Annotated in this window: 24 protein-coding genes; 14 read left to right on the top strand and 10 right to left on the bottom strand. The window is 73.6% G+C overall.

What is annotated here, in order from left to right:
* Positions 1 to 72 precede the first annotated feature (72 nt).
* Both ACFYOJ_RS01960 and ACFYOJ_RS01955 read left to right on the top strand, forming a co-directional pair.
* Entirely contained in the window at positions 73 to 1,449 is a 1,377-nt protein-coding gene (locus ACFYOJ_RS01960; protein WP_356552584.1) for an NAD(P)/FAD-dependent oxidoreductase, read from the top strand.
* Positions 1,450 to 1,538: 89 nt separating this feature from the next.
* Complete coding sequence (locus tag ACFYOJ_RS01955) at positions 1,539 to 3,785, top strand: FUSC family protein (protein ID WP_356552536.1); 2,247 nt, start codon at positions 1,539 to 1,541, stop codon at positions 3,783 to 3,785.
* Between the two features lie 39 nt (positions 3,786 to 3,824).
* On the opposite strand, the gene ACFYOJ_RS01950 is transcribed toward ACFYOJ_RS01955, so the two are convergent.
* The 3 genes from ACFYOJ_RS01950 to ACFYOJ_RS01940 all read right to left on the bottom strand — a co-directional run bounded on the left by ACFYOJ_RS01950 (position 3,825) and on the right by ACFYOJ_RS01940 (position 6,232).
* Positions 3,825 to 4,259 (bottom strand): hypothetical protein, encoded by a 435-nt coding sequence (locus tag ACFYOJ_RS01950; protein ID WP_356552534.1) that lies wholly within the window; start codon positions 4,257 to 4,259, stop codon positions 3,825 to 3,827.
* Between the two features lie 39 nt (positions 4,260 to 4,298).
* Positions 4,299 to 5,132 carry a DUF1206 domain-containing protein gene (locus ACFYOJ_RS01945; RefSeq protein ID WP_356552532.1) on the bottom strand — a complete coding sequence of 278 codons (834 nt, stop codon included), beginning with the start codon at positions 5,130 to 5,132 and terminating at the stop codon, positions 4,299 to 4,301.
* A gap of 230 nt (positions 5,133 to 5,362) precedes the next feature.
* Positions 5,363 to 6,232, bottom strand: a complete 870-nt coding sequence (locus tag ACFYOJ_RS01940) for a SigB/SigF/SigG family RNA polymerase sigma factor (protein WP_356552531.1) — start codon at positions 6,230 to 6,232, stop codon at positions 5,363 to 5,365.
* Positions 6,233 to 6,582: 350 nt separating this feature from the next.
* On the opposite strand from ACFYOJ_RS01940, the gene ACFYOJ_RS01935 reads away from it, so the two are divergent.
* From ACFYOJ_RS01935 to ACFYOJ_RS01925, 3 genes are all read left to right on the top strand, one after another.
* Positions 6,583 to 6,804, top strand: a complete 222-nt coding sequence (locus tag ACFYOJ_RS01935) for a hypothetical protein (RefSeq protein ID WP_356552530.1) — start codon at positions 6,583 to 6,585, stop codon at positions 6,802 to 6,804.
* A 56-nt stretch (positions 6,805 to 6,860) separates the two neighbouring features.
* Positions 6,861 to 8,339 carry an aminotransferase class I/II-fold pyridoxal phosphate-dependent enzyme gene (locus ACFYOJ_RS01930; RefSeq protein WP_356552528.1) on the top strand — a complete coding sequence of 493 codons (1,479 nt, stop codon included), beginning with the start codon at positions 6,861 to 6,863 and terminating at the stop codon, positions 8,337 to 8,339.
* A 324-nt stretch (positions 8,340 to 8,663) separates the two neighbouring features.
* Positions 8,664 to 9,119, top strand: coding sequence for a cyclic nucleotide-binding domain-containing protein (locus ACFYOJ_RS01925; RefSeq protein ID WP_356552526.1), 456 nt, complete (start codon positions 8,664 to 8,666; stop codon positions 9,117 to 9,119).
* Between the two features lie 59 nt (positions 9,120 to 9,178).
* On the opposite strand, the gene ACFYOJ_RS01920 is transcribed toward ACFYOJ_RS01925, so the two are convergent.
* Positions 9,179 to 9,793, bottom strand: a complete 615-nt coding sequence (locus ACFYOJ_RS01920; protein WP_356552524.1) for a LysE/ArgO family amino acid transporter — start codon at positions 9,791 to 9,793, stop codon at positions 9,179 to 9,181.
* Positions 9,794 to 9,929: 136 nt separating this feature from the next.
* Here ACFYOJ_RS01920 and ACFYOJ_RS01915 point away from each other — a divergent pair, with 136 nt between their 5' ends.
* Positions 9,930 to 10,847, top strand: coding sequence for a LysR family transcriptional regulator ArgP (locus ACFYOJ_RS01915; RefSeq protein ID WP_356552523.1), 918 nt, complete (start codon positions 9,930 to 9,932; stop codon positions 10,845 to 10,847).
* Positions 10,848 to 10,957: 110 nt separating this feature from the next.
* Complete coding sequence (locus ACFYOJ_RS01910) at positions 10,958 to 11,209, top strand: WhiB family transcriptional regulator (protein WP_356552521.1); 252 nt, start codon at positions 10,958 to 10,960, stop codon at positions 11,207 to 11,209.
* Positions 11,210 to 11,266: 57 nt separating this feature from the next.
* Here ACFYOJ_RS01910 and ACFYOJ_RS01905 read toward each other — a convergent pair whose 3' ends face one another.
* Entirely contained in the window at positions 11,267 to 11,716 is a 450-nt protein-coding gene (locus tag ACFYOJ_RS01905) for a DUF6098 family protein (RefSeq protein ID WP_356552519.1), read from the bottom strand.
* Between the two features lie 159 nt (positions 11,717 to 11,875).
* A complete protein-coding gene (locus tag ACFYOJ_RS01900) occupies positions 11,876 to 13,549 on the bottom strand; it encodes an FAD-binding dehydrogenase (protein WP_356552517.1) in 1,674 nt (557 codons plus the stop codon).
* 317 nt (positions 13,550 to 13,866) lie between these two features.
* Between ACFYOJ_RS01900 and ACFYOJ_RS01895 the strand changes: the two genes are divergently transcribed.
* Together ACFYOJ_RS01895 and ACFYOJ_RS01890 are read left to right on the top strand one after the other, a co-directional pair.
* On the top strand, positions 13,867 to 14,613 hold the full coding sequence (locus ACFYOJ_RS01895; RefSeq protein ID WP_356552515.1) for an MBL fold metallo-hydrolase: 747 nt from the start codon (positions 13,867 to 13,869) through the stop codon (positions 14,611 to 14,613).
* A gap of 9 nt (positions 14,614 to 14,622) precedes the next feature.
* Positions 14,623 to 15,855 carry a DUF4032 domain-containing protein gene (locus tag ACFYOJ_RS01890; protein ID WP_356552514.1) on the top strand — a complete coding sequence of 411 codons (1,233 nt, stop codon included), beginning with the start codon at positions 14,623 to 14,625 and terminating at the stop codon, positions 15,853 to 15,855.
* 17 nt (positions 15,856 to 15,872) lie between these two features.
* On the opposite strand, the gene ACFYOJ_RS01885 is transcribed toward ACFYOJ_RS01890, so the two are convergent.
* Positions 15,873 to 16,745, bottom strand: coding sequence for a universal stress protein (locus ACFYOJ_RS01885; protein ID WP_356552512.1), 873 nt, complete (start codon positions 16,743 to 16,745; stop codon positions 15,873 to 15,875).
* 131 nt (positions 16,746 to 16,876) lie between these two features.
* On the opposite strand from ACFYOJ_RS01885, the gene ACFYOJ_RS01880 reads away from it, so the two are divergent.
* The 4 genes from ACFYOJ_RS01880 (at position 16,877) to ACFYOJ_RS01865 (ending at position 20,218) form a co-directional block, all read left to right on the top strand.
* Positions 16,877 to 17,554, top strand: coding sequence for an AIM24 family protein (locus tag ACFYOJ_RS01880; RefSeq protein WP_356552510.1), 678 nt, complete (start codon positions 16,877 to 16,879; stop codon positions 17,552 to 17,554).
* A gap of 128 nt (positions 17,555 to 17,682) precedes the next feature.
* On the top strand, positions 17,683 to 18,642 hold the full coding sequence (locus tag ACFYOJ_RS01875; RefSeq protein ID WP_356552508.1) for a threonine/serine dehydratase: 960 nt from the start codon (positions 17,683 to 17,685) through the stop codon (positions 18,640 to 18,642).
* A gap of 75 nt (positions 18,643 to 18,717) precedes the next feature.
* Positions 18,718 to 19,695: an LLM class F420-dependent oxidoreductase gene (locus ACFYOJ_RS01870; protein ID WP_356552507.1), complete on the top strand. Its 978-nt coding sequence runs from the start codon at positions 18,718 to 18,720 to the stop codon at positions 19,693 to 19,695.
* Between the two features lie 97 nt (positions 19,696 to 19,792).
* On the top strand, positions 19,793 to 20,218 hold the full coding sequence (locus tag ACFYOJ_RS01865) for an SsgA family sporulation/cell division regulator (RefSeq protein ID WP_356552505.1): 426 nt from the start codon (positions 19,793 to 19,795) through the stop codon (positions 20,216 to 20,218).
* A 17-nt stretch (positions 20,219 to 20,235) separates the two neighbouring features.
* Here the strand turns inward: ACFYOJ_RS01865 and ACFYOJ_RS01860 are convergent, their stop codons facing one another.
* Positions 20,236 to 20,748 carry a DUF6328 family protein gene (locus ACFYOJ_RS01860; RefSeq protein ID WP_356552504.1) on the bottom strand — a complete coding sequence of 171 codons (513 nt, stop codon included), beginning with the start codon at positions 20,746 to 20,748 and terminating at the stop codon, positions 20,236 to 20,238.
* A gap of 162 nt (positions 20,749 to 20,910) precedes the next feature.
* Here ACFYOJ_RS01860 and ACFYOJ_RS01855 point away from each other — a divergent pair, with 162 nt between their 5' ends.
* Complete coding sequence (locus ACFYOJ_RS01855; RefSeq protein ID WP_356552502.1) at positions 20,911 to 21,258, top strand: hypothetical protein; 348 nt, start codon at positions 20,911 to 20,913, stop codon at positions 21,256 to 21,258.
* 25 nt (positions 21,259 to 21,283) lie between these two features.
* Here ACFYOJ_RS01855 and ACFYOJ_RS01850 read toward each other — a convergent pair whose 3' ends face one another.
* On the bottom strand, positions 21,284 to 22,267 hold the full coding sequence (locus tag ACFYOJ_RS01850) for an aldo/keto reductase (protein ID WP_356552500.1): 984 nt from the start codon (positions 22,265 to 22,267) through the stop codon (positions 21,284 to 21,286).
* 56 nt (positions 22,268 to 22,323) lie between these two features.
* Entirely contained in the window at positions 22,324 to 23,547 is a 1,224-nt protein-coding gene (locus ACFYOJ_RS01845; RefSeq protein ID WP_356552498.1) for an FAD-dependent monooxygenase, read from the bottom strand.
* Positions 23,548 to 23,630 lie beyond the last annotated feature (83 nt).

The following is a 23,630-nucleotide window of genomic DNA, read 5'->3' as shown; positions in this document are numbered from 1 at the left end:
CGACGAGGTGCGAAGCAGCGATCCAGGGGCAGGCGAATGGCGTTCGCGGCAGACCGCCTGGAGCAGAAAGGGATGAAGACCGTGACACGACCCAGGATCCTGGTGGTCGGCGCAGGTTTCGCCGGCGTGGAGTGCGTGCGCCGGCTCGAGCGCAGGCTCTCCCCCCACGAGGCCGACGTCACCCTGGTGGCGCCGTTCTCCTACCAGCTCTATCTGCCGTTGCTGCCCCAGGTGGCCTCGGGGGTGCTGACGCCGCAGTCGATCGCGCTGTCCCTGCGCCGCAGCAGCCGGTACCGCACGCGGATCATCCCGGGCGGGGCCATCGGCGTGGACCTCAAGGCGAAGGTCTGCGTGGTACGGACCATCACCGGCGAGATCGTCAACGAGCCGTACGACTACATCGTGCTGTCCCCCGGCAGCGTCACCCGCACGTTCGACATCCCGGGGCTCACCGATCACGCCTTCGGCATGAAGACGCTCGCGGAGGCCGCCTACATCCGCGATCACGTCATCTCGCAGCTCGACCTCGCCGACGCCAGCCAGGATCCGGCCGAGCGCGCCTCCCGGCTGCAGTTCGTGGTGGTCGGCGGCGGTTACGCGGGCACCGAGACCGCGGCCTGCCTGCAGCGGCTCACGCACGCGGCCGTCAAGCGCTATCCGCGGCTGGACCCGGCCCTGATCAAGTGGCATCTGATCGACATCGCGCCGAAGCTGATGCCCGAGCTGGGCGAGAAGCTCGGGCGCAGCGCCCAGGAGGTGCTGACGCGGCGGGGTATCGAGATCTCCCTGGGCGTGTCCATCGAGAAGGCCGGCCCCGAGGAGGTCACCTTCACGGACGGCCGGGTGGTGCCCACCCGCACGCTGATCTGGACCGCCGGCGTGGTCGCGAGCCCGCTGATCGCCACGCTGGGCGCGGAGACGGTCAAGGGGCGGCTCGCGGTCACCGCCGACATGTGCCTGCCGGGCCACGACGGGGTGTTCGCGCTCGGCGACGCGGCGGCCGTGCCCGACCTCGCCAAGGGCCAGGAGGGCGCCGTCTGCCCGCCCACCGCGCAGCACGCGATGCGCCAGGGCAAGCACGTCGCCGAGAACATCATCGCCACCCTGCGGGGCCAGGCGATGCGGCCGTACGTCCACAAGGACCTCGGTCTGGTCGTCGACCTCGGCGGCACCGACGCGGTGTCCAAGCCGCTCGGCGTCGAGCTGCACGGCCTGCCCGCCCAGGCCGTGGCCCGCGGCTACCACTGGTCGGCGCTGCGCACCGGCGTCGCCAAGGCGCGCGTGGCGGCCAACTGGATGCTGAACGCGGTCGCCGGCGACGATTTCGTGCGCACCGGTTTCCAGGCCCGCAAGCCGGCCAAGCTGAAGGACTTCGAGTACACCGACGCCTACCTGACGCCGGAGCAGGTCCGCGAGCAGGTCGAGGGGGCCGGCCGGGCGCAGTCGTGACCCGCCGCCCGGGGTCCGCTCGCGGCATGGCATGCTGGCAAGTGGATCTTTGCGTGAACCGGAGCTGAATCGGGAGAGTGTGCGGCGGCGTGAGGCAGGCGGGGCGCTCGGTGCGGACACGGCTGCGGGACCGCGCCGCCGCGTCCGATCCAGGTCTGCTGCGGCTGACGGCCGGCCTGCGGACGGTGGGCGCCATCGCCCTGGCGCTGGCCGTGCTGGCCCTCCTCGGCGCGGACGTCAAGCACCTGGTGGCGGGCGCCATGTCGGCGATGGTCGCCACCTTCGCGATCCGGGAGAAGCAGCCCGGCGCGCAGGCCGTCACCCTGGCGCTGGGTCTGCCGGTGGCGCTGGCGTCCGTGTCGGTGAGCGCGCTGCTCGCCCAGCGGGTCGTCGTCGGTGACGTCTTCTTCGTTGCCCTGATCTTCTGCGCCGTCTACAGCCGCCGGTTCGGCGACCGCGGCAACGCCCTGGGCCTGATCGGCTTCCAGGTCTACTTCGTGTCCCTGTTCGTGGGGGCGAAGACGTCGGGGCTGCCGTCGCTGTGGGCCGCGATCGCCGTGGCGTTCGCGTGCAGTGCCCTGGTGCGTTTCGCGATCGTGCCGGCGACGCCCGCACGCGTGCTGCGGCGGCTGCGCCAGGCCTTCCGGGCCCGGCTGGCGCAGCTGATCTCGGCGCAGCTCGAGCTGCTGGACGCCGGGCCGGACGAGATCGACAGGGCGCTCGGGCATCTGCGGGACGGCACGGCGCGGCTGCACGAGACGGCCCTGATGATCCAGTCCCGGCTGGAGGAGGGCACCCCGGACGCGTCCACGGCGCGGCTGGTGCAGCGCCGTATCGCGGACGCCGAGATCGCCGCCGAGCGTCTCGGCCTGCTGCTGCTGAGCGCGCGCAGCGCCGAGCGCGCGGACACCCTCACCCTGCATCTGCCGGGCGCGCCGGCGCCCTCGGTGGGGAGCACGCCCGCGCCCGGCGAGGCGACGGCGGTCCTGCGCCGGGACCTCGGCGCGCTGCGCGCGCTGGTGCTGCGTCCGCCCTCCGAGGCCCGCGGCACGGCGCTGTCGCACCTGCGCAACCGGCTGCTCGGCTACCGCGACGAGGAGAATCTGCCGGAGGCGACGCCGGCCGTGCAGGACGTCTTCCGCGGCATCGGTGAGACCGCCCGGGCCGTGATGGGCCTGAGGATCGCGCTGGACGGGCCGCAGGACGACTCGGACGACTCCCCCTCGACGGCGCGCTCGCGCGAGGAGCTGGACGCCGAGGACGCCGCCATCGACGCCGGCGAGGAGGAGTCGGCCCAGGAGGAGCCGACCGGGCTGCGGCGGCCCACCACCCGCGCGGCCGTGCAGGTGGCGGTGGGATCCTCGCTGGCCATCGTCGGCGGGGAGTTCCTGTCCTCGCAGCGCTGGTACTGGGCGGTCCTCACCTGCTGGATCGTCTTCCTCAACACCGCCTCCACCGGCGAGATCCTGGTCAAGGGCTACCGCCGGCTGCTGGGCACGATGCTGGGGGTGGTGGCCGGGATCGTGCTGGCCGGGCTGGTCGGCGGCCACACCTGGACCGCGTTCGGGCTGGTGCTGCTGTTCATCTTCGCGATGTTCTACACGGCGCCGCTCTCCTACACGCTGATGTCGTTCTTCGTGACGGCCATGCTCGGGCTGCTGTACACCCTGCTGCACACGTACAGCATGTCGGTGCTGCTGCTGCGGGTGGAGGAGACGGCGCTGGGCGCGGCCTGCGGGATCATCGCGGCGGCGCTGGTGCTGCCGATCCGCACGGACCGGCGTACGAACGAACTGCTGGGCACGGTGCTGGAGCGGCTGGTCGACGTCACCGAGGGTGCCGTGGACCAGCTCAGCGGCGGGCCGGCCGCCGATCTGCTGGACACGGCGCGGGACCTGGACCAGGCGCTGGGGGATCTGCGGGGCGCCACCCAGCCGCTCACCCATCCGATCACGCCGCTGCGGTCCCGCCGGAACACGGCCCAGTACGTGGTGGCGCTGCTGGAGACGTGCGCCTATCACGCGCGGTCGCTGGCGGCGACGGCCGAGCTGCTGCCCACCCATCCGTCGATCGCGGCCGATCCGAGGCTGCGCGGGGCGGTGCGGCGCACGGTGCGCAACATCGAGGCGATCGCCGCCCACGTCGCCGACGAGCACGCCGGCACGGAGGTGGAGACCGGGCCCAGCATCGCCTCGCTGCTGGAGCCGGGGGGCGCGGGGGTGTCGCGGTACGGACGTGTCACGGGGCGTGTGCTGCGGCATCTGGAGCGGCTGGACGAGGCCGTGGTGGGCCTCGCCCGGCCGCTGGGTGTTCCCGTCGCGGCGCCGAAGCGGTGACGGGCCCGGAAGGAAGCGGTGACGGGCCGGGGGCCGGGGTCAGAAGTCGCTGGGCATGCCGCTCGCCTCGGCTATGCCGCGCAGTTCCTCGTTCTGCCGGTGGCGTTCCTTGAGGTAGTCGGCTATCTCGCCGAGGCGCTCGGGGTCGCAGGCGGTGTCCGCGTCCGTGACGACGCGGACGGGGCCGGTCTCGTCGGTGCTGATCTCGACGACCTCGTTGTCGAGCCGGCCGGTGACGGCGGTGGCGATGACCAGGGCGGCCTCGTCCCGGATCTCCTGGGGCAGTGCTTCGGTGCTGTCGCCGTCCAGGGAGAAGTCGATGGTGGGCATCTGGTGCTCGTCGATCGCCTGGAGGACCGGTTCCACCACGCTGAGCAGCAGCTGGTAGTCGTCGGTCTCCATGCGCAGGCGCAGGAGGTCCAGGTAGACGTCCACGGGACGTCCGTCCGGCGGAGGAATCTCGTGTTCGTTCATCCGCCCCGTGTTCCCCGCGCCGGGCGGCTCAGACCTCGTTCACACCCTGCGCCAGCGGGCGAGGGCGAAGGAGAAGACGCCGAACAGCATCAGACCTGCGGCGACGCAGACCAGCAGCCACGGTCCGAGCGGGGTGCCGGCGAAGGCGCGCAGGGTGTCGTCCAGGCCCTTGGCCCGGTCCGGTTCGTAGTCGACGGCGGCGCGCACCGCGAAGGCGCCCGCCGCGGCGAAGACGACGCCGCGCGCCGTGCCGCCGCCGACGCCGGTGACGTCGACGAGCCGTCGCATCGGCCGGCTCAGCTCGCCGTGCTTGAGCTTCTTGTGGTAGCTGCGCCGCAGCGCCTGGACGGCGATGACCACTCCGGCGACCACGATCGCGGCCCCGGCAACGCCCACGGCCCACCGTCCGGCGGGCAGCTCCAGCACCTTGGCGGTGACGTCGCGGGACTGCCGGTCACCGGTTCCGCCGCCGCTGCCGCGGGAGCCGGCCGCGAAGGCCAGGACGGAGTAGGCGACGAACGCGTAGAAGACGCAGCGGGCGGCGGCGGGCAGCCGCTTCTTCGCGGTGCGGCCGTCCTCGCCCACGGTGCCGAAGAGCGCCTCGGAAAGGCGCCACAGGGCCATGCCGACGAGACCGGCGCCCAGCGCCCACAGCAGGACGGCGCCGAACGGCTTCTCCGCCAGTTCGGCGAGGGCGCCGCCGCGGTCGGCCTGCCGCTGTCCGTCGCCGAAGGCGATCCGCAGGGCCAGCAGGCCGACCAGCAGGTAGATGACGCCGCGGGCGGCCAGTCCGGCCCTGGCGGCCCCCTCGGCGGCCGTTCCGTCGGCCGCGCGCCGTACCCGGCCGTGGCCGGTGCGTGTCAGAACACTCATGCGAGCCTCCCCTCCGGGACTCCGCATGCCCCGCGTTCCTCCCCGCAATCCGCAGGGGGCGGGTGTGTCCCGGCCGACGGGACACGCCCGTGCGCCCCGTACGCCCGGTCAGGCGTACGGGGCGCACGGCATCACGCCTTCCCGCACCTCACGAGCCGGCCCGCGGCGGTCCCGGCGGCCGCCGGGACGGCGGACCGCGGTCCGGGCGGCGTCACCGCCCGGGGGGGCCGTCACGCCGTGGCGCGCCTGCGGCCCGGGCGCCGGCCCATCGCCTCGTCGCGCACCCGGGCGCAGCTGCGGCTGATGAGCCGGGAGACGTGCATCTGGGAAATGCCCAGGCAGTCCGCTATGCGGCTCTGCGTCATGTCCTCGAAGAAGCGCATGTAGAGGATGGCGCGCTCGCGTTCGGGCAGCCGGCGCAGGCCCTCCTTGGCGGACTCGCGGTCGATCACGGTGTCGTACGAGGTGTCCGCCGTGCCGAGGGTGTCCGCGAGGCTGTAACCGTCGTCGCCGGCGGACAGCTCGGCGTCCAGCGACAGGGTGCTGAAGCTCTCCAGCGCCTCCATGCCGGCACTGACCTCGTCCTCGGTGAGCCCGGTGTGGGCGGCCAGGGCGGCGACGGAGGGTTCGGGGCTGCCGGGGCTCTGGGTGAGCTCGCGGCGCGCGACCCGCACCTTGTTGCGCAGTTCCTGCACCCGGCGGGGCACCCGCAGTGCCCACATCCGGTCGCGGAAGTGCCGCTTGACCTCGCCGGTGATGGTGGGCACGGCGTAACTCTCGAAGGCACCCCGCTCCGGGTCGAAGCGGTCGATGGCCTTCACCAGCCCGAGCGCCGCGACCTGGCGCAGGTCCTCGATGGACTCGCCGCGGTCGCGGAAGCGGCCGGCGATCCGGTGGGCCATGGGCAGCCAGGCGGTGACGAGCTCGTCGCGGACGGCTTCCCGCTCGGGCCCGTCCTCCAGTTCCGCCAGCCGGCTGAAGAGGGCCACGGTGTCCGGTGCGTCGTCGTGCCGACGACGGGCCGTGGTGGTGGGACCGGCGTCGGGGGCGTTCGTGGCCTCGGGGGTTCCGGGACGGACGGTGGGCGTTTCGATGGGCATGCGGATTCGCTCCTGAACGGTGGTCTCAGGGGAACTTTCCGCGGAAGCGGCGCTGTCCGGGGCCGCTCGGAAGGGCCGAAGCAGCCATACCGCTCCCGCTGCTGCGCCTCCGGTCCGAAGCACGAACTTGCGACTGCCCTCACCCCGGTGGAACAAACTCCGCTTTTGCAAAAGTACTCGGAACGGCCGAACGACCGCGGTGCTGAGCTTGCCCTGCGGCGGAAGGCATGCCGTGTGCACGCCGGGCGCCGCCGGAGGGTTCCGGCCGGTTTCCGGCCGCGTTCCGGAACAGCGGTCCTCCGTGCGGGCCGGCGGGCCATCCGGGCGCCGTGCGGGGGTACGCGGAAGGCATGACGGATGTTGTGGACTCGGACGAACTGCTGCGCCGTATGCACCGCGCGAGGGCCTGCGCGCTGGAACAGGAGCGGACGTGGCGGACGCGGAGGGAAGAGCTGCGCTCGACCGACCCGGAGGGCTCCCGCGAGGCGGCCGTGCGGACGGTGGCGTACGAGGCCGTGCTGCGGGTGCTGGACGAGGTGCTGACGCCGGGGCGGCGCACGGAGCCAGGCTGACCGGCGGCCGCCGGGACGACGGATTGGCGGGGCGCGCACCGGGAAACCGGGTCGGCATGACAGCCGACCACACCCGCGCACCGGTCCTGGAAGCCCTCGCCGACTACCGCCGTGAGGGACGGTTGTCGTTCACGCCCCCCGGCCACAAACAGGCGCGCGGCGCCGATCCGGCCGTGCGCGAGGTGCTGGGGGACGCGGTCTTCCACAGCGACCTCCTGGTGACCGGCGGACTCGACGACCGGCTCACCCGCGGCCGGGTGCTGCAGCGCGCCCAGGAACTGATGGCCGACGCGGTCCACGCCGACCACACCTTCTTCTCGACCTGCGGGAGCAGTCTGTCGGTGAAGGCGGCGATGCTGGCCGTGGCGGGCCCGCACGAGAAGCTGCTCATCGGCCGGGACGCCCACAAGTCGGTCGTGTCGGGGCTGATCCTGTCCGGCATCGAACCGGTGTGGGTGGAGCCCCGCTGGGACGCCGGGCGGCATCTCGCCCACCCCCCGTCGGCCGAGGAGTACGAGCAGGCGTTCGCCGCCCATCCCGACGCGAAGGGCGCGCTGATCACCAGCCCCACGCCGTACGGGGCGAGCGCGGACCTGCGGGCCGTCGCCGAGGTCTGCCACCGGCGTTCGGCGCCGCTCGTCGTGGACGAGGCGTGGGGGGCGCACCTGCCCTTCCACCCCGATCTGCCCACCTGGGCGATGGACGCGGGCGCCGACATCTGCGTGACCAGCATCCACAAGATGGGCAGCGGTCTGGAGCAGGGTTCCGTCTTCCATCTGCGCGGCGACCTCGTCCCGCCGGAGCTGCTCGGCATGCGGGCCGATCTGCTGGGCACGACCAGCCCGTCGGCGCTGATCCTCGCCGGACTGGACGGCTGGCGCCGCCAGATGGCGCTGCGGGGACGGGAGGTGATGGGCGCGGCGCTGGAGCTGGCCGCCGAGGTCCGCGCGGCCGTCGAGGAGATCGACGGGATGCACGTCGACGACCGGGAGGACTTCTGCGGCCCGGGGGCGGCCCACGGCTTCGATCCGCTGCCCGTCGTCATCGACCTCGACGGTCTCGGCGTGTCCGGCTTCCGGGCGGCGGACTGGCTGCGCGAGAACCGCTCCGTCGTGGCACATCTGACCGACCACCGCCGTATCGGCGCGCAGATCACCCACGGTGACGACCGGGAGACCGCCGGCGAGCTGCTCGCCGCGCTCAAGGACCTGGCCCGGGCGGCGCCCACCCTGGCTCCCGCGCCGCGCGTCGAGGTGCCCTCGCCGGCCGGGCTGAGGATGCCGCAGGCGATGCTGCCCAGGGACGCGTTCTTCGGCCCGACCGAGGACGTGCCGGTGGAGCGGGCCGCCGGGCGGGTGGCCGCCGAGATGATCACGCCGTACCCGCCCGGCATCCCGGCCGTCCTGCCCGGTGAGCGGCTGTCCGAGCCCGTGCTCCGGTACCTGCGCACCGGCCTGGAGGCGGGGATGTACCTGCCGGACCCGAGCGACCCGTCGCTCGGCACGGTGAGGGTAGTCGCGGGTGATGCCGGGTGACGCTTCCTCACCGTGTGCGACGGGGCAGTGAAACAGGTCACGCGACCCGGTTTCCGGTTCCCCGGACACCGGGAGATGGTTTAGCGTTCACTCACACGTGGCGGCGGAGTCGACGACAGGTCCTCCGGACGTCACCGCTCACGGCCCTGGCTGGTTTCCCCCGTCCAGCCAGGGCTTTTTCATGCCCGGCGCCGGTGCCCGCCGGACCGGCACGGAATCCCCTCGGGAACCGTCGTCCGCCGAGGTGCCCGGGGCGCCGGCGGCGGCTGAAGATGGACGTAGGGAAAGCACCGGAACCGAACCGTCGGCGAGGAGCCCCACACCATGACCAAGGCGATCAAACTGCTCACCGCCCTCCCCCCGCCCCAGCGGGCCCGTCTCATGGAACTCGCCCAGGAGGTCTCCTTCCCGGAGGACGTCCGGATCTTCGAGGCGGGAGGCAGGGCCGACCGCTTCTGGGTCATCCGGTCCGGCGCGGTCTCCCTGACCCAGCAGGTGACGCCCCTGCAGCGGGTGACGGTCGCCAGCCTGGGCGCGGGCGACCTGCTCGGCTGGTCCTGGCTGTTCCCGCCCTACGAGTGGGACTTCGGCGCCGAGGCCTTCAGTCCGGTGCGCGCCTACGAGTTCGAGGCCGCGTCGGTCCTCGCGCTGTGCGAGCGGGATCCCCAGCTCGGCATCGTGCTGGTGCGGACGGTCGCCGAGATCCTCGCCCACCGGCTGGAGGCCACCCGCGGCCGCCTCATGGAACACGCCGCGCTGCACGGGCGCGGCGCGCTGTGAGGCGACCGCGCGCCGTGCCCGTGCCGCGCACCGGGTGACGGCCGCGCCTCGCCCCCGGTTCAGGCGCCTGCGACGAGGGTGAGACCGAGGGCGATCATGACGGCCGCGACCAGCCCGTCCAGGACGCGCCAGGCCGCGGGCCGGGTGAGGAACCGTCCGAGGTGGCGGGCGCCCAGACCGAGCGCGGCGAACCAGCACAGGCTGGCCAGGGCGGCCCCCAGGCCGAAGGTCCAGCGCAGCGGTCCGCGGTCGGCGGCCACGGAACCCAGCAGGAAGACGGTGTCGAGGTAGACGTGCGGGTTGAGCCAGGTCAGTGCCAGGCAGGTGAGCACCGCCCGCCGCCGCGAGCCCGCCGCCTCGCCCTGCGTCCGCAGCGCGCCGGCCGGGCGGAACACGCGCCGGGCGGCCAGGGCGCCGTAGCAGAGCAGGAAGGCGCCGCCGACCCAGCCGACGACCGTCAGCGCGTCCGGCCAGGCCACCACCACCGCGCCGACGCCCCCGACCCCGAGGGCGATGAGGACCGCGTCGGACAGCGCGCAGATGGCGACCACGGTGAGGACGGCGTCACGGCGGACGCCCTGCCGCAGGACGAAGGCGTTCTGGGCGCCGATGGCGACGATCAGTGAGAGGCCGGTGCCGAATCCGGCGGCCGCGGCGGTCAGGGCATTGCTCATGACCTCGAAGCTAGACGCGCGATCACCGCACGTACAGCTAAAGATTCTTACGTATCCTTAGACCTTCTGAAGAGATCTCCTGGAGAGATCTCCCGAGGACGGCGCCGGGACGACGGCGGAAGAGGGCGGGGCGGCAGTGACGACGGAACCGGCGGCGGCGTTCGCGGACCTTCCCCTGGACCAGGTGCGCACCCTGCTGACCGTGGTGGACGAGGGCACGTTCGAGGCGGCCGCCGCCGCGCTGCACGTGACGCCGTCCGCGGTCAGCCAGCGGGTGAAGGCGCTGGAGCAGCGCACCGGACGGGTCCTGCTGCTGCGCACCAAGCCGGTGCGGCCCACCGGGTCCGGGGCGGTGCTCGTGCGCCTCGCCCGTCAGGTGGCCCGGCTGGAGCGGGACGCGTACGCGGAGCTGGGGCTGAGCGGGGCCGGGGAACCGACGCGGGTGTCGGTGGCCGTCAACGCCGACTCGCTCGCGACCTGGTTCCTCGGCGCCCTCACACGGGTGCCGCAGGAGCCCCGGCTCTGTTTCGATCTGCGCCGCGAGGACGAGGACCACACGGCGGCGCTGCTGCGCGAGGGCGTGGTGATGGCCGCGGTGACCTCGTCCCCCGACCCCGTGCCGGGCTGCACCGTCCGGGCGCTCGGCCGCATGCGCTACCGGCCGTGCGCCGCGCCCGGGTTCGCCGGCCGGCACCTGGACGGGCGGCCCCTGCGGGAGTCGCTCGCCGAGGCGCCGGTGGTGTGCTTCGACCGGCGGGACGACTTCCAGGACGGCTTCGTGCGGCGGCTCGGGGCGGCCGGCGCCGGTGCCGCCCGGCATCACGTACCGACCCCGGAGGGCTTCGTGGACGCGGTGGCCGCGGGGCTGGGCTGGGGCATGGTGCCGCAGCCCCAGGCCGAGCCGCTGCTGCGCGCCGCCCGCCTCGTCGACCTGGCCCCGGACCTGACCGTCGACGTCCCGCTGTACTGGCAGCAGTGGAAGCTCGACTCCCCGGCGCTGGCGGCCGTGGCCGACGCGGTGGTGTCGGCGGCGGCCGAGGCGCTGCGGTGGTAGACGCGCACGGCGCCGTCGGTCACGGGCGGTTTCGCCCCGGTGCCGGCGGGTCACCCGGACGGAGCAATGCATTCACGAAGGCGCGAACGATTCGATCGCAGGTGACTTTGATGGACAACTGGCGAGAGCACGCCGCGTGCCGTACGGAGGACCCCGACCTGTTCTTCCCGATCGGCGCCACCGGCCCGGCCCTGTTGCAGACCGAGCAGGCGAAGGCGGTCTGCCGGCGCTGTCCGGTCCAGGAGCAGTGCCTGCAGTGGGCGCTCGACACGGGACAGACCCTCGGCGTGTGGGGCGGGACCAGTGAGACGGAGCGCCGGGCGCTGAAGCGGCGCGCGGCGGCACGGCGGCGGCACGGCTGACGGCCGCCGCCGGCAGGCCCGAGCGCGTCGGGGCCCGCTGCGCCGCACCGCCCCTCCTCAGCGGGCGGTGCGGCGCAGCGGGCCCCAGGGGCGTTCCTGGCGTGCCACCTCCGTGCGGGCCTCGTCGATGACGCCGGGCGCGATCCAGCACAGCGGCCGGACGTCGGCCACCAGCGGCTCGTTGTCCGGGCCGCGGCCCGTCTCCCGGCCGGTGAGCACCCAGGGCCGTACGCCGGGGCCCTTCTCGTGCGGCAGATGCGCGTAGTCGTGCAGCCGGCGCGCCGCCCACACCCGTACGGGCCGGTCCCCCCACCACTCCTCCACGTCCAGCGGGTTCGCGGACAGGCCCGGCATCGGTACGCCGGTGAGTTCGTCGGTGCTGGAGGTCCGGGCGAGATCGGCGCGGGGGCCGCGCGACCAGCGCACGTACAGGCACTGCCGGCGGGCGACCAGATCGGCGAGCCCGGCGAGTGTGCGTACGACCGGCAGGTCCTCCGGTGCGCCCATGCGCTGACCTCCCTCGTCGGCGGTCCGTCAGGCCGACGGAGTACCCGGGCGGCGCGCGGGGGAATCACGCCGGGAAGTCCCGTTCCCGGCGCCCCCCGGGCGGCGGTGCGCGGGTGCCGGCGGACCGGCTGTGGCCGAGGGGCGCGGCGGCCGGGCGGTTCAGGCGGTCTGCCGCGCCGCGGCCCGGCCCGCCGCCCGTCCGGAGAACAGGCAGCCGCCGAGGAAGGTGCCCTCCAGTGCGTTGTAGCCGTGCACCCCGCCGCCGCCGAAGCCGGCCACCTCACCGGCCGCGTACAGTCCTTCGACCGGTGTGCCGTCGGCGCCCAGGGCGCGGGAGTCCAGGTCGGTCTGGATGCCGCCGAGGGTCTTGCGGGTGAGGATGTGCAGCTTGACGCCGATCAGCGGGCCCGCCTCCGGGTCGAGGATGCGGTGCGGGCCGGCGACGCGGCCGAGGCGGTCGCCGAGGTAGCGGCGGGCGTTGCGGATGCCCTGGACCTGGGCGTCCTTGGCGTACGGGTTGGCCATCTGCAGGTCGCGGGCCTCGATCTGACGCCGGATCGAGGCGGCGTCCAGCAGCGGTTTGCCGGTGAGCCCGTTCATCCGGTCGACCAGCAGTTCCAGGGTGGGCGCGGTGACGAAGTCGGGGCCCTTGCGCAGGAAGGCGTCCACCGGGCCGGGGGCGCCCTTGCCGATGAGGCGTTCGCGCAGGAAGCCGGCGCGGTCCTTGGCGGTGATGTCGGGGTTCTGCTCGGAGCCGGAGAGCGCGAACTCCTTCTCGACGATCTTCCGGGTGAGGATGAACCAGGAGTGGTCGTGGCCCGCGAGACCGTCGGCGGTGCGCAGGTGCCGCAGGGTGCCGAGGGTGTCGTAGCCGGGCAGGTACGGCGAGGGCAGGCGGCGGCCGAGGGCGTCGAACCACATCGACGACGGCCCGGGCAGGATGCGGATGCCGTGGCCGGGCCAGACCGGGTCCCAGTTGCGCACCCCCTCGGTGTAGTGCCACATCCGGTCGCGGTTGACCAGGCGTGCGCCCGCCTCGGCGCTGATGTCGAGCATCCGTCCGTCGACGTGGGCGGGGACGCCGGTGACCATCTCGGCGGGCGGGGTGCCCAGGCGTGCGGGCCAGTGACGGCGCACGATGTCGTGGTCGGCGCCGATGCCGCCGGAGGTGACGATCACGGCCCGGGCGGTGAGGTGGAACTCGCCGACGGCGTCCCGGTTGGAGGCGACGCCCCGGGGCGAGGTGTCCTCGGCGAGGACCGTGCCGCGCACGCCGCGCGCGGTGCCGCCCTCGACGACCAGGTGGTCGACGCGGTGGCGGTGGTGGAAGGTGAGCAGCCCGTCGCGCGCGGCCTGCTTCGCGTACCGCACGAACGGTTCGACGACCCCGGTGCCGGTGCCCCAGGCGACGTGGAAGCGGGGCACCGAGTTGCCGTGCCCGCCGGCCGTGAGGTCGCCGCGCTCGGCCCAGCCGACGGTGGGCAGGAAGGTGATGCCGTGCCCGGCCAGCCAGGACCGCTTCTCCCCCGCCGCCCACTCGACGTACGCCCGCGCCCAGCGCACCGCCCAGGCGTCCTCGTCCTCGGTCCGGTCGAAGCCGGCGCTGCCCTGCCAGTCGCTCCAGGCCAGGTCGAAGGAGTCCTTGACGCCGAGGCGCCGCTGCTCGGGCGAGTCGACGAGGAACAGTCCGCCGAAGGACCAGAAGGCCTGTCCGCCGAGGTTGGCCGCGTTCTCCTGGTCGACCAGCGCGACCCTGCGGCCCCTGCTGGTCAGTTCGTGCGCCGCGACCAGGCCCGCGAGGCCCGCTCCGACCACGATGACGTCGGCGTCCATGGCGACCGTCCCTTTCCTCGTCCGTCCCGTCGGGTCGGGCGGCACCCCGGTGACGCGGACCGCGACGAGGGCGGTGCGTTCGCGGTGAAGAGCGAGGAACGGTCCCGTCGTGGCCGCCGGAACCGGAGAAAAGCATGTTCACGCCACCCGCCGCCGAGTACGGGAATGTATCGGATGCACCGGCGTGCCGGAAGGGCCGGGACGGATCCGGGGCCGTTCCCGGTCACGGGGGTGTGCCGGGCGTCGGGCACCCGTGCGCGTGCCGTTTCTGGTTGGGTGTCCCCGTCGGGCAGCCACCTGGGAATGCGAGGTCGTCGATGCGCGCGGACGTGCGGCAGGTCGCGGACGGCACCTATCTGGTGCACGGGAGCCACACCAACTGGGTCCTCCTGGCCGAGGGCGACGCGGTCACCCTCGTCGACACCGGTTACCCCGGCGACCGGGGGCTGCTGCTCGACTCCCTCGCGCGGATCGGGAGTTCGCCCGAGGCGGTGACGGCCGTGCTGATCACCCACGCCCACAACGACCACCTGGGCTCCGCCGAGCACCTGCGCGCCGCCCACGGCACCCCCGTACTGCTGCACGAGGCAGAAGTGCCGCACGCCCGGCGGGACTTCCTGCAGCAGGTGTCGGTCGGCACGGTCCTGCGCAACGGCTGGCGTCCGGGCGTGCTGCCGTGGGCGGTGCACGTGATCCGCCGCGGCGGCACCGAACACCACCCGGTGACCGCGCCCGCCCCCTTCCCCGCGGACGGCGCGCTCGACCTGCCCGGCCGGCCCGTGCCCGTGCACACCCCCGGGCACACCGACGGGCACTGCGCCTACCACCTGCCGGACGCCGGGGTGGTGATCTCCGGCGACGCGCTGGTCACCGGGCACGCCACCTCGCGGCTGCGGGGGCCCCAGCTGCTGCCCGGCATGTTCCACCACGACCGGGAACGCGCGGCGGCCTCGCTCGACGTCCTCGCGGAACTCGACGGCGACGTGCTGCTGCCCGGGCACGGCCCCCTCCACCGCGGGCCGGTGGGGGACGCCGCGCGACAGGCGCGGGAACGGACGTTCTAGAGTCGGGGCATGGCCTTGCAGATCAGTGCCACCAATCCGGAGCACCCCGCGCTCCTGCTCGAACTGCCGTGGCAGCTTCCGCTGGAGGAGTGGCCCGAGGAGTACCTCGTGCCGCTCCCCCGCGGCATCTCCCGTCACGTCGTCCGCTACGCCCGGGCCGGCGACGAGGTGATCGCCGTCAAGGAGCTGGCCGAACGGCCCGCGCTGCGCGAGTACGAGCTGCTGCGCGACCTGGACCGGCTCGCCATCCCCGCGGTGGACGCGCTGGGCGTGGTCACCGGCCGCACCGACGGAGCCGGCGAGCCGCTGGAGCCGGTGCTGATCACCCGGCACCTCGGCGGTTCCCTGCCGTACCGGTCGATGTTCGAGACGACACTGCGGCCGGCGACCATGCACCGTCTGATGGACGCCCTCGCCGTGCTGCTGGTCCGGCTGCACCTGGCGGGGTTCGCCTGGGGCGACTGCTCGCTGTCCAACACGCTCTTCCGGCGCGACGCGGGCGCCTACGCCGCCTACCTGGTGGACGCCGAGACCGGCGAGCTGCACCCGAGGCTGAGCGACGGGCAGCGCGACTACGACCTCGACCTGGCCCGGGTGAACATCAGCGGCGAACTGCTCGACCTGGAGGCGTCGGGGGCGCTGCACCCCTCCGTGGACCCGGTGGACTTCGGCAGGGAGATCTGCGCCCGCTACGGCCGCCTGTGGCAGGAGCTGACCCGCACCTCCGTCTACCCGGCCGGCAAGCACCACTACATCGAGCGCCGCATCCGGCGCCTCAACGACCTCGGTTTCGACGTGGCCGAGATGCAGATCGAGCACGCCTCCAACGGCGACACGGTCACCTTCGTGCCCAAGGTCGTCGACGCGGGCCACCACCAGCGCCAGCTGCTGCGCCTGACGGGTCTGGACGCCGAGGAGAACCAGGCCCGGCGGCTGCTGAACGACCTGGAGTCCTGGATGGCCACCCAGGACGACTACGCCCCGGGCGATCCCCTCGGCGCCCGCCCGGAGGTCCTCGCCCACCGCTGGGTGCGGGAGGTGTTCCGGCCGACGGTGCGGGCGGTGCCGGTGGAGCTGCGCGGCTCGATGGACCCGGCGGAGATCTACCACGAGCTGCTGGAGCACCGCTGGTACCTGTCCGAGCGGGCCCAGCACGACATCGGCCTGGACACCGCCGTCCAGGACTACATCACGAACATCCTGCCGAAGGCCCGGGAGACGCTCCAGCCCACGTCGGACTGAGCCGTCCCGCGGGCGGTTCAGCCGTGCGGGACCACCGCCACCGGGCAGTGCGCGTGGTGCAGCACGCCGTGCGCCACCGAGCCGATCCGGGCGCCGACGGCACTGCGGCGGGCACGGCGGCCGACGACCATCAGCTGGGCGCCGGGGGCGACCGACAGCAGGACCTGTCCCGCGCTGCCCATCTCCACGTGCTCGGTCACCGGGACGTCGGGGAAGCGCTCGCGCCACGGCCCGAGCGCCTCGCCGAGAGCCTTCCGCTCGTACTGCTCCAGGCCGCCGGCCTCGTCGGCGAGCCGCATCGAGCCCGGGCTGTAGGTGAACACCGTCGGCAGGGTCCAGGCCCGTACGGCGCGCACGGCGGCGCCGCGCGCGGCGGCGGTCTCGAAGGCGAAGCCGATCGCGTCGGCGCTGTCCTCCGGCTCCCCCTGCTGGCCGACGACGATCTCGCGGCCGGCGGCCTCCGACGCGGCCTCGTCCCCGGCCCGCACGAGGACGACGGGCCGGGTCGCCCCGGCGATCACCTGCCGGCCGACCGAGCCGAGCAGGAAGCCGACGACCGCTCCGTGGCCGCGCGAGCCGAGCACCAGCGTCCGGGCCTCGGCCGCGGCGGCGAGCAGTACGGCGACGGCGTCGTCGGCCTCGGTGACGTCCGTGGTCACCGTGAGCCGCGGGTGCCGTTCGGTGACGGTCCGGACCGACTCGGCGACCGCGTCGCGGATCCACCGCTCCTGCGTGTCCCTGTCCCCCGCGCCGGCCGTCTCCGGCCCCGCCCGCCAGGCGTGCACGACGTGCAGCGGGGCTCCCCGGCGGGCCGCCTCCCTGGCGGCCCAGGCCAGTGCGGCCAGGCTCTCCTCGGATCCGTCCAGCCCTGCCGTGATCGGGCGCGTCATGCGGGCCCCTCCCTGTGTCGCGGTCACGTCCATGGGGGCCAGTCTTCCCCGCACCGTGCGTGTGACCCCGTGAAGGGAGGGGAGGCGGGACGGACTTGGCGGAGGCGGGCGCTCCGGGACAGGATGCCCGCATGAAGGGTGATCTTTTCTCCAGCGAGTACGTGGTACAGCCCGCCGCAGCGCCGGGCATGTCCGTCGAGAACGCCAAGTGCCTGCGGTACGTGGTGGACGGCGAGATGCTCGCCCGGCAGGGGGCGATGATCGCCTACCGCGGCAGCCTGCAGTTCGAGCGCAGGAGCCAGGGCGTGGGCGGCATGCTCAAACGCGCGGTCACCGGCGAGGGACTGCCGCTGATGACGGTGCGCGGGCAGGGCGAGGCGTGGTTCGCGCAGGAGGCGCAGAACTGCTTCGTCGTGGAGGTGGAACCGGGCGACGAGTTCACCGTCAACGGCCGCAACGTCCTGTGCTTCGACGCGTCGTTGGCGTACCGCATCGCCACCGTGAAGGGCGCGGGCGTCACCGGCGGCGGGCTGTTCAACAGCGTCTTCACGGGCCACGGCAGGCTGGGGCTGGTGTGCGAGGGCAACCCGCTGGTCATCCCGGTGTCGCCGCAGTCCCCGGTGTACGTCGACACGGACGCGGTCGTCGGCTGGTCCGCGGGGCTGACCACCTCCCTGCACCGCTCGCAGTCGCTCGGCTCCATGCTGCGCGGGGGCTCCGGGGAGGCCGTGCAACTGGTGCTCCAGGGCGAGGGACACGTCGTCGTACGGCCGAGCGAGACGACGCCGCAGAAGCCCCAGCAGCACTGAGCCCCACCGGGCGGCCCGGGGACCCGTGCCTCACCGTCCTTGTCCCGGGGCCCGGTTGACCCGGGGCACGACGCGCGAAAGGCTGCCGGACGGCGTGGACCGCCTCCCGCGCCGGAAGGACGAACGCCTTGATCGGGATCGATCGGATCGAAGCCGCCGCCGAGCGGATCGCCAACCATGTCGTACGCACCCCGACCGTGCCGAGCCCGGGGCTGACCGCGCTGCTCGGCGTCCCGGTCACCGCCAAGCTGGAGCTGCTGCAGCGCACCGGGTCGTTCAAGGCGCGCGGCGCGACGGCGAAGCTGCTGTCGCTGACCGAGTCCGAACGGGCCGCCGGCGTCGTCGCGGTCAGCGGCGGCAACCACGGCGTCGCCGTCGCGGTGATGGCCGCCGCCCTCGACGTGAAGGCGACGGTGGTCATGCCGCGCACGGCGCCCGCGCGTTCGGTGGAGACCGCCGAGGCGGCGGGCGCGCTGGTGCGGCTCACCGACGACATGGACGGTGCCTTCGCTCTGGTGGCACGGCTGCGGGAGGAGGGGCTGACCCTCGTCCACCCCTTCGACGACCCGGTGGTGATCGCCGGGCAGGGGACGGTGGGACTGGAGTTCGCCGAGGACGCCGGGGAGCTCACGGACGTGCTGGTGAGCATCGGCGGCGGGGGCCTGATCGCCGGTGTGGCGGCCGCGCTGCGGGCCCGCCGGCCGGGCGTGCGGGTCTGGGGCGTGGAGACGGAGGGCGCGGAGGCCATGTCCCGGGCGCTGGCGGCGGGCGGCCCGCTGACGGTCCCGCTGTCGTCGGTCGTCACCACGCTCAGCGCCCCGGCCGTCTCGCGGTCGACGTACGACCATGTGTCGGAGCTGGTCACCGAGGTCCTGGTGGTGCCGGACCGGGAGGCCGTCCGGGGGTCGCTCGAGCTCGCCGAGCACGCCAAGGTGTGGACCGAGCCGGCCGCCGGCTGTCTGCTGCCCGCCGCCCGGCAGGTGGTGCGGCGGGTGGGGAACGGCGCCCGGATCGGGCTGGTGGTGTGCGGGGGCAACGCGACGACCGCCGACATGGCGGCGTGGGCGGACCGCTTCGGGCTGCGCTGACCCGCCCGGGCGGGCCGTGGACGTGCCCCGCGCCGTGGCCCGTTTTCGCTCCGCGCGGGCGGGGACTCGCCCCTCATGGTGCAGATCGGATACACGATGATGACCGAGCAGGCCGGTCCCCGTGAGCTCGTCGACCACGTGGTGCGCGCCGAGCAGGTGGGCTTCGACTTCTCGGTGACCTCGGACCACTACTTCCCGTGGCTGCGTTCGCAGGGGCACTCGCCCTACGCCTGGGCCGTGCTGGGCGCCGCGGCGCAGGCGACGTCCCGCATCCCGCTGATGACGTACGTGACGTGTCCGACCTTCCGCTACCACCCGGCGGTCGTGGCGCAGAAGGCGGCGACGCTGCAACTGCTGTCCGGGGGACGGTTCCGGCTGGGGCTCGGCTCGGGAGAGAACCTCAACGAGCACGTGGTGGGCGGCGGCTGGCCGACCGCCGACGTGCGCCACGAGATGCTCCTGGAGGCCGTGGAGATCATCAGGGCGCTCTTCGGGGGCCGGCACGTCAACCACCGCGGCACGCACTTCGACGTCGAGTCGGCCAGGCTGTGGGACCTGCCGGACGCCCCGCCGCCCATCGGCATCGCCGTCTCCGGGGAACGCTCGTGCAGACTGGCGGGCGAACACGCCGACCTGGTGATCGCCACGGAGCCGAAGGCGGACCTGCTGGAGGCGTTCGACCGGCACGGCGGCAAGGGCAAGCCGCGCGTCGGCCAGCTGCCGGTCTGCTACGACCCGGACCGGGACGCGGCGATCGAGCGCGCCCACTCCCAGTTCCGCTGGTTCGGCTGCGGCTGGAAGGTCAACTCGGAGCTGCCGCACCCGGACTCCTTCGACGCGGCGACCCGGTTCGTCACGCCCGACGACGTGGCGCGGTCGATCCCGTGCGGTGACGACCCGGACGCCTTCGTCGAGGCCGTACGCCCGTACGCGGAGGCCGGGTTCACCGAGATCGCGCTGGTGCAGATCGGCGGCGAGTCCCAGCCGGCGTTCCTGGACTGGTCGGAGAAGACGCTGCTGCCGGCGCTGCGCGACGCCCTGGGCGGCTCCTGACGCCGGGCGGCCGCGGATTTCACCCGGTTGCACGGGCATCTTGTGCGACAGCCGGGTATGAGAGGGCCCTACGTCCGCTCTCCCGGAGGCCTCCGCCATGAACTCGCTCGTGCACAAGACCGTGGTCGTGCAGCTCCAGACGGGTGACGCCGACCGTTTTCCGGTGCTCGCCCACCTGAGCTACGACCCCGCGGACCCGTTCGCGCTCACCGTGGTGTTCAGCCACGACGGCCGCGTGCTCGCCCGCTGGACGCTGGACCGGGAGATGGTGGGCGACGGGCTCACCCGCCCGGTCGGCATCGGCGACGTACGGCTGCGGCCGCAGGCGCGGGGTGTGTGCGAGGAACTGCGCATGGAGTTCCTCGGCGACACGCGGCCCGACGGGGGGCGTCATCGCGCCGTGGTCTTCGTGTGGGCGACGGCGGTCGCGGCGTTCCTGCGCGAGACGCACGCGGTGGTGCCGCCCGGCGAGGAGGAGGTGTGCGTCGACGACTTCCTGGCCGACCTCATGGCGGAGGGCTGAGCGGGCGGCACGGCCGGTCAGTCGGTGCGTGACGTGTGCCGGTACCGGGTCCACATCGGTATCCCGAACCAGCACAGCAGGTACCACAGCACCACGCCGGCCACGAGGTAGGGCACGAAGCCGTCGTGGGACGCGACGCGCAGGATCAGCAGGAGCGAGGCGGTCGTGGTGGCGAGCAGCAGCACCAGGCCGAGCAGGGTCAGCCTGGAGGCCCACCGCACCGCCTGGGGTTTCACCCGCCGTCCGGACACGAGCCGGTGCAGGGACACCGGCCCGATCAGGGCGCCGGTCGTCACGGCCCCGAGGACGACCGTCACCAGGTAGATCGTCCTGTCGGTGTCGGACAGGTCGTCGTACTTCGGGGTGAACACCACCGTGAGCAGGAAGCCGAAGAGGATCTGCACGCCCATCTGCGCGACGCGGACCTCCTGGATCAGCTCCGTCCACATCCGGTCGGCCCGCTCGTCCTCGGTCTCGTTGCGCCCCCTGCGCCGGTCCGGCCGGTTCGCCGTGCCCGTGTCCCTGCCCATGTCGGCCACTGTTCCTCCCGGGTCGCCGCTGCCTCGAGTCCTCTTCCCTGTTCCCGGGTTCCCCGCGGACAGACGCCGGGCCGGGGCGGCGTCCGGTTTGGGCGGTCGCGGGACGGTTACACGGGGCGGGTACCACACCGAGGCCGAGGAGGATGGCGAAGGATGTCCGACACTCAGCTCACCGTGACACTCGACGGTGGCGGCATCGACGACGCGCGGGCGGTCGTACGCGCGCTGGAGGGCGCCTTCGGGGCCCCCGACGATCTTCCGGCCGACGAGCGGGCGACGGTCCGCACCGCGACCTTCAGCTCCCCGCCCTCCCCGGAGGCGGATCCCGCGCCGCCGGAGGCGGGTGCCAAACTGTCGGCGCCGGTGACGGTCACCCTGCAGGGCACCCCGCAGGCCGTCGAGGCCGCGAGCAGGACGCTGACCAGCGCCTTCTCCGCGCGGGACGAGGGGGTCTCCTCCGGCGACCAGGAGCGGGAACGGCAGCTGCTCCTGGCGCCGTGAGGCGTGCGCGGCAAGCCCGGCCCGGCTACCAGCGGCTCTCCACCTGCGCCCTGATGCGCCGGTCGTAGAGGTCGCGGACCGCCGTGAGCGTCTCCTCGGACAGCTCCGGCAGCCGGGCCGCTTCCGCGTTGGCGCGGGCCTGTTCGGGAGAGCGGGCGCCGGGGATGACGGTGGTCACCCCGGGCTGCCGGACGATCCAGCGCAGCGCCAGCTGTGCCGGGGTGTATCCCTCGGGGGCGAGGGCGGCGAACTCGGCGGCGGCCTCCACGCCGGTGGCGAAGTCGACGCCGGAGAAGGTCTCGCCCCGGTCGAAGGCCTCGCCGTGCCGGTTGAAGGTGCGGTGGTCGTTGGCGGCGAAGACGGTGTCCCTGGTGTACTTGCCGGACAGCAGGCCGGAGGCGAGCGGCACCCGGGCGATGATGCCGACGCCCGCTTCCCGGGCGGCCGGCAGGACCTCGCGCAGGGGCTTGGTCCGGAACGGGTTGAGGATGATCTGCACGCTCGCCACGTTCGGCCGCGCGATGGCGGTGAGCGCCTCCTCGCACGTCTCGACGCTGACCCCGTACGCCTTGACGCGCTCCTCCTCCACCAGGGTGTCGAGCGCGTCGAAGACCTCGTCGCTGGAGTAGACCGGGGTGGGCGGGCAGTGCAGCTGTACGAGGTCGAGGACGTCGACGCCGAGATTGCGCCGGGAACGGTCGTTCCAGGCGCGGAAGTTGTCGAGGACGTAGTTCTGCGGGATCTGCTCGACGCGGCGGCCCATCTTGGTGGCGACCATGACGCGCAGGTCCGGCCTGCCGCGCAGGAAGGCGGCGATGGTCTCCTCGCTGCGGCCGTCGCCGTAGACGTCGGCGGTGTCGAAGAAGGTCACGCCGGACTCGGCGGCCGCCTCCAGCACCGCGAGGGCCTCCTTGTCGTCGACGTCTCCCCAGTCGGCTCCCAGTTGCCAGGTGCCGAGGCCGATCACCGAGGCACGCTGCCCCGACCTGTCGAAAGTGCGTTCGTCCATGTCGTCAGTGTGTCATCCGGCGCCCCGCGGCCGTGCCGGGACGGCCGGTCCACGGCTCACCGGGGGCGGGTGGCCTGTACCCGTGCCTGCACGCCGCGCGCGATCCTCGGTCCCAGCCAGCGCTTGAACCGGCGCAGCGGCTCGAGCTGCCCGGCCGCCCGGTCGAGCCGGTAGTACAGCTGGGGCGGGACGTAGGGCAGCAGCGGCGAGTGGCGCTGGCCGAGCAGGGCGAACATCCGCTCCGGGGGGAGGTGGATGTAGCGGGGGAGGTTCTCGTACCACTGGGCGCTGTGCCGGGCGGCGCTCTGCACCGGCAGCAGGGCGGCTCTGCGTTCGCTCTCGTAGCGGGCGAGGGCGTCGGGGAGGGCGGTGTGCTCGCGCAGGGCGGCGGACAGGGCCATGGCGTCCTGGAGGGCGAGGGTGGTGCCGGCGCCGATGGAGTAGTGGGTGGTGTGGGCGGCGTCGCCGAGCAGGACGAGGTTGCCGCGCGACCAGGTGCGGTTGGTGAGGGTGCGGAAGGTCAGCCAGGAGGCGGCGCCGGCGGCGGGGGTGGCCCTGCCGGACAGCGGGTGGCCGTCCAGGACGTCGGCGAAGAGCTTCTCCAGCAGGTTGAGCCCCTCCGCCTCGTCGGCCCGGTCCAGGCCGAGGCCGGTCCAGGTCTCGGGGGCGCACTCGACGACGCAGGTGCTGCCCTCGGGGCCGAAGGCGTAGCCGTACGCCCAGATCCAGCCGTGGTCGGTCTCGGTGAAGGCGAAGGTGAAGGCGTCGAAGACCTTGGTGGTGCCGAGCCAGATGTAGTGGTTGCGTCCGGCGCTGATCTCGGTGCCGAAGTGGCCGGCGTGGTGGGTGCGCAGGGCGCTGCGCACACCGTCGGCGGCGACCACGAGGTCGGCTTCGGGCGGGTCGTCGCCGGAGATCTCGTCCTCGTGGCGCAGGTGCACGCCCAGGGAGCGGGCGCGGGCGGCGAGGATCTCCAGCAGCCGGTGGCGGCCGATGCCGAAGCCCTCGTCGCCGCGGTGACGGGTGGTCATGTCGTGCACATGAGCGACGCCGTCCCGCCAGCGCACGGAGTGCTCCTCGACGGTGCGGGCCGACTCGGGGTCGTGCGCGTGGAGTTCGTCCAGCAGACCGCGCCAGTAGGTCACGCCCCAGCCGTAGGTGGAGCCCTCCGGGCTGCGTTCGTGGACGGTGATGTCGTGGGACGGGTCCTGCAGCTTGAGGAGGATCGAGAGATACAGACCGGCGGGCCCGCCGCCGACGCAAGCGACCTTCACACTCACCCCTGAAATGCACTCAAAACGGTCATGTGGCCCGCAGATTAACAAAACTGACGGATCATATTCCCGCCTCTCCGGGGCGGCGC

The organism is Streptomyces sp. NPDC006384 (assembly GCF_042870695.1).
Classification (GTDB): Bacteria; Actinomycetota; Actinomycetes; order Streptomycetales; family Streptomycetaceae; genus Streptomyces.
This window is presented reverse-complemented; position numbering and strand designations above follow the sequence as displayed.